Source organism: Pseudomonas sp. (genome assembly GCF_032058845.1).
GTDB lineage: Bacteria > Pseudomonadota > Gammaproteobacteria > Pseudomonadales > Pseudomonadaceae > Aquipseudomonas.
This window is the reverse complement of the sequence record NZ_DAMCCR010000056.1, coordinates 23,548-28,768: the sequence shown is the minus strand read 5'-3', so window position 1 is coordinate 28,768 and position 5,221 is coordinate 23,548. Positions and strand designations below refer to the sequence as shown.

1 protein-coding gene is annotated in these 5,221 nt (G+C 68.7%); it reads right to left on the bottom strand.

The features are described 5' to 3' along the window. A partial coding sequence (locus RT028_RS12330) for a non-ribosomal peptide synthetase (protein WP_312935200.1) occupies positions 1–5,221 on the bottom strand: 5,221 nt, incomplete at both ends.

Here is a 5,221-nt window from a genome sequence, read left to right as displayed (position 1 = left end):
CCGGTCGCTTGGCAGCGCCGTGGCGCGCTCGAAGCCGGCCAGGTTGCGCTGCCACCAGTGCCGCGCTTCGGCCAGGTCCTGGTGCTGCAGCCAGCCGATGTAGTCGCGGTAGCGCGGTGGCACCGGCAGCTGCGCCGGCACACCGTCGCCTAGGGCCTGATACAGCGCGAAGAAATCGTTCATCAGCAAGGATCGGCACCAGGCATCGATGAGGATGTGGTGGTTGCTCATCATGAACCAGTAGCGCTCATCGCCCACGCGCACCAGGCGCAGGTGGAACGGCGGCTGTTCCAGCAGCGCGAAACCGGTCTCGCGCTCGGTCTTGTGCAGCGCTTGCAGGCGCTGTTCCTGGGCGGCCTCATCCAGCGTGCGCCAATCCTGATAGTCCACGGCAACCGCGCCCGCTTGGTGAATGATCTGCACCATCGCTTCGCCAGCATTCCAGCTGAACGAGGCGCGCAGCGCCTCATGCCGAGCGACCACGGCCTGCCAGGCGGCGGCGAAACGCTGCGGGTCGAGGGCGCTGTTGATGCGGTAGCGGTCCTGCATGTAGTAGATGCCCGTGCCGGGTTCGAGCAGGGTGTGCAGGAGCATGCCCTCCTGCATGGGTGTCAGCGGGTAGACATCTTCGATGTCGCGCGCCGGGACCGGCAGGGTGTCGATCTGCGCCTGGGTGAGGCGCGCCAGGGGGAAGTCCGAGGGCGTGAAGCCGCCGTTGCCGGCGCTCAGGCAGTGATCGATCAGTGCCAGCAATTCAGTGCGGTACGCCTCGGCCAGGCCCTGCACCGTGGCGTCGTCGAAGCGTTCACTGCTGTAGGTCCAGCGCAGTTGCAAGACGCCGCCGTAGACCTGGCCATCGACGCTGAGCCAGTTGGGCAGCGGCGCATCGGGGTCGTGGGCCAGGCCCGACGGGGCATCCACCGGCGCGAACAGCGCCGCGTCATCGAACTGCTGGTCGAACTGGCCCAGGTAGTTGAACGTGATGCGCGCCTGGGGCAAAGCGGCCACGGCCTCGCGCACCCGTTCATCGGCCAGGTAGCGCAGCACCCCATAGCCCAGGCCCTTGTGCGGGACCTGGCGCAGCTGTTCCTTGATGCGCTTGAGCGAGGTGCCGCGGGCCGCGTCCTCAAGGCCTGCGTCAGGGGTCAGGCGCAGGGGGTAGGCGTTGGTGAACCAGCCCACGCTGCGGGTCAGGTCGATGTCGTCGAACAACCCGTCACGGCCATGGCCTTCCAACTGCACCAGCGCCTCGGGGCTGCCGGTCCAGGCGCACAGCGTGCGCGCCAGGGCGGTCAGCAGCAGGTCGTTGACCTGGGTGTGGTAGGCCGCGGGGGCGTGTTGCAGCAACTGCTGGGTCTGCGCGGCGGGCAACGTCATTGCCACGCTGCGGGCATGGCGATCGAGGTTGCCACCTTGCGGGTGGTCGCAGGGCAGCTCGGCCGGGACGCCGCCGAGCTGATCTTGCCACCAGCCCAGTTCGTCGCGCAGTGAATCGCTGCCGGCGTAATGCACCAGCCGCGCGCTCCAGTCGCTCAGCGCGTGGGTCTTGGCCGCCAGGGCCTGGCCGCGATACAGCGCTTGCAGGTCTTCGAGCAGCACACGCCAGGACACCCCGTCCACCACCAGGTGATGGATCGCCAGCAGCAGGCGCTGGGCGCCCTGCCCGTCGCTCACCAGCAGGCCACGCAGCAGCGGGCCGTCAGCCAGATCGAGGCTGCGCTGCACATCGGTGTACAGCGCGTCACAGTGTTCGAGGTCCGCCACTTCGGCGGTCCACAACAGGGTGTGCGCACTGGCCGAGGCGCTATCGGCATAGGCGGCCTGCCAGCGGCCGGCACGTGCGCTGAAGCGCAGGCGCAAGGTGTCGTGATGGAGGATCAGCGCGTTCAGCGCCTGTTCCAGCGCCTGAGCCTGCAGCGGCTGGCGCGCCTGCAGCAAGACGGCCTGGTTCCAGTGCTGCGGCGCCGGTACGTCGCTGTCGAAGAACCAGTGCTGGATCGGCGTCAGGGCGCTGAGGCCCTGGCGCGGACCCTGCTCGATCTGCGTGGGCGCGGCGCCCACGGTCGCCACCGCTGCCAAGGTCTGGATCGACTGGTGCTGGAACAGGTCGCGCGGGGTGAACTGCACGCCCAACTGGCGCGCGCGGCTGACCACCTGGATCGACAGGATCGAGTCGCCGCCCAGTTCGAAGAAGTTGTCCTGCACGCCCACCTGGGGCAGGTTCAGCACCTCGCCCCAGACCTGCGCCAGGAGCGCTTCAACCTCGTTGCTCGGCGCGTGATAGCGCTGTTGCGCCACCTGCAGGTCCGGCGGCGGCAAGGCGCGGCGATCGAGCTTGCCATTGCCCATCAGCGGCAGGTGCGCCAGCAGGACCAGGTGCGCGGGCACCATGTAGTCCGGCAGGTGTTGCCGGGCGTGCACCTTGAGCGCCTCGCGCAGCGCCGCCTGGGTCGCCGCGTCGGCGCCGGCCAGGGCACTGACCAGATACCCGACCAGCTGTTTGCCACCGGGCAGGTCGAGCGCGAGTACCACCGCCGCGTCCACCTGCGGGTGATCCTGCAGGCGGCTTTCGATCTCACCCAGCTCGATGCGAAAGCCGCGGATCTTCACTTGCTGGTCGGCACGGCCGATGTATTCCACCTGGCCGTCGGCGCGCAGGCGCACCAGGTCGCCAGTGCGGTACAGCCGGCCGCCGTCAGTGCTGAACGGGTCGGCGACGAAGCGCTCGGCGGTAAGGCCTGGGCGGTCGTGGTAACCCTGAGCCAAGCCGGCACCGCCGATGTACAGCTCACCGATGCCGCCTTGCGGCAGCAGGGCCAGGTCTTCGTCGAGGATGTAACCGCTGCGCGCACCGATCATGCGGCCGATGGGCACGCTGCCGGCGTCGCTCGGCAACGTGTCAGGGGCACGACAGGCCAGGGGCATGACCACGGTTTCCGTCGGTCCATAGGCGTTGAACAGTGCGCCAGGCTGGAAGGCTTCGCGCAGGCGCAGCAGGTGCTCGCCGGTCAGCGCTTCGCCACCCGTGATGACCAGCCGCACCGGTAATCTTTCGCCCTGCCCGAGCAGATAGTGCGCCAGCTGGCTGCCGTAGCTCGGCGTGAAGCCCAGCACGCTGACCTGCTGCTCGCGAATCAGCTGGCAGATCTCCTCGGCGCCCCACTGGCCCTGAGCGCGCAGCACCACGCGGGCGCCGCACAGCAACGGCACCAACAGACGCTCGGTAGCGGCGTCGAAGTTGATCGAATAGAAGTGCAGCTCGCAATCGTCGCTACGCATGGCAAAGGCGCGGATCACCGCCTGGCAGTGCATGGCGATCTCGCCGTGGCTGACCACCACGCCCTTGGGCTGGCCGGTGGAGCCAGAGGTGTAGATCAGGTACGCCGGATGCTGCGCCAGGCTGTGCACCTGCGGCGCCATGGCGGGGTAATCGGCGAGTGCCGCGCGGTCCTGTTCCAGGCTCCAGGTTTGCACGCTGCGCGGCAACTCGCCCAGGCGTTCGAGCAGTGGCTGCTGGGCGACCAGCAGCGTCAGGCGGCTGTCTTCGATCAGGTAGTGCAGGCGTTCGAGCGGGTATTCAGGGTCGAGCGGCACATAGGCGCCGCCGGCCTTGAGGATCGCCAGCAGGCCGACCACCAGGTCCAGCGAGCGCTCCAGCGCCAGGCCGACGCGGACTTCCGGCCCCACGCCCCGTTCACGCAGGGCATGCGCCAGGCGGTTGGCCTGCTGATCCAGTTCGGCATAGCTCAGGTGCTGACCGGCGAAGGTCAACGCACGCGCATCGGGGCTGCGCGCCGCCTGGGCAGCAAACAGGCCGTGCACGGTGTGGCTGAGGTCCGCCGCCGGTTCGCCGTGCAAGGCACCGATCACTGCGCGCTGTTCATCGCCAGCCAGCATCGGCAGCTCGCACACGCGCTGCTGCGGATCGTCCAGCAGGCCTGCCAGCAACTGCTGCAAGTGCTCGGCCATGCGCGCGATGCGCGGCTCATCGAACAGGTCGCGGCTGTAGGTCAGGCAGCAGCCCAGGCGGCCGTCGAGGTCCGTCACTTCCAGGTACAGGTCGAACTTGGTGGCGCTGGCGTCGTTGACCAGGTAATCGACCTGCAGGCCAGACAGCTCGCGGCTTTGCTGGAAGTTCCAGCGCTGCACGTTGCACATCACCTGGAACAGCGGGTTGTAGGCGCTGCTGCGCGGCGGTTGCAGGGCATCGACCAACTGCTCGAAGGGCAGGTCCTGATGCGACTGGCCGTCGATGACCACCTCACGCAACTGCTCGAGCAGCGCGCTGGCGCTCATCTGCCCGTCCACCTCGCAGCGCAGCACCTGGGTGTTGAGGAAGGCGCCGATCAGGCCTTCGGATTCGGGGCGAATGCGGTTGGCCACCGGCGCGCCGATACGCAGGTCGCGCTGGCCGCTGTGGCGGTGCAGCAAGGCCGCCAGGGTGGCCGTCATGGTCATGAACAGGGTCAGGCCGTGCTGGCTGTTGAAGGCGTGCACGCGCTGCACCAGCGCAGGGTCCAGATCGAAGCGGTAGAGGCCACCGCGATGGCTCTGCACTGCCGGGCGCGGCCGGTCGCCGGGCAGCGCCAGCACCGGGTGCTCATCGCCCAGGCGGGCTTTCCAGTAGGCCAGCTGACGTGCCCCTTCGCCGCCCTCGAGCCACTGGCGATGCCACACGCTGTAGTCCAGGTACTGCACGGCCAATGGCGGCAGCGGCGATTCACGCTCGTCGACGAAGGCCTCGTACAGCTCGCCCAGTTCGCGGGCGAAGATGTCCATGGCCCAGCCTTCGGTGACGATGTGGTGCAGGGTCAGCACGAAGTAGTGCTCGCGCTCGGCAGCCTTGACCAGACAGGCGCGCAGCAAGGGCCCGCGTTCCAGGTCGAAAGGCAGGTGTGCCTGCTCGTCGGCGAGCCGTTGCAGGGCCTGCTCGCGTGGCTGGGCGCCCAGGGCCGTGAAATCGTGCCAGCCCAGTTGCAGGCCGGCGTGCTCGGCCACGCACTGCACCGGCTTGCCGTCGATGCTGGGGAAGGTAGTGCGCAGGGCTTCATGGCGCGTCAGCAGCGCGTGCAGCGCACGCTCGAAGGCGTCCACGTGCAAGGCGCCGCGCAGGCGCGCCATGCCGCCGACGTTGTAGGCCGGGCTGTCCGGCTGCATGTGCCAGAGCACCCACATGCGCTGCTGGGAATGCGACAGTGGCACCGCCTGGCGGCGGTCGATG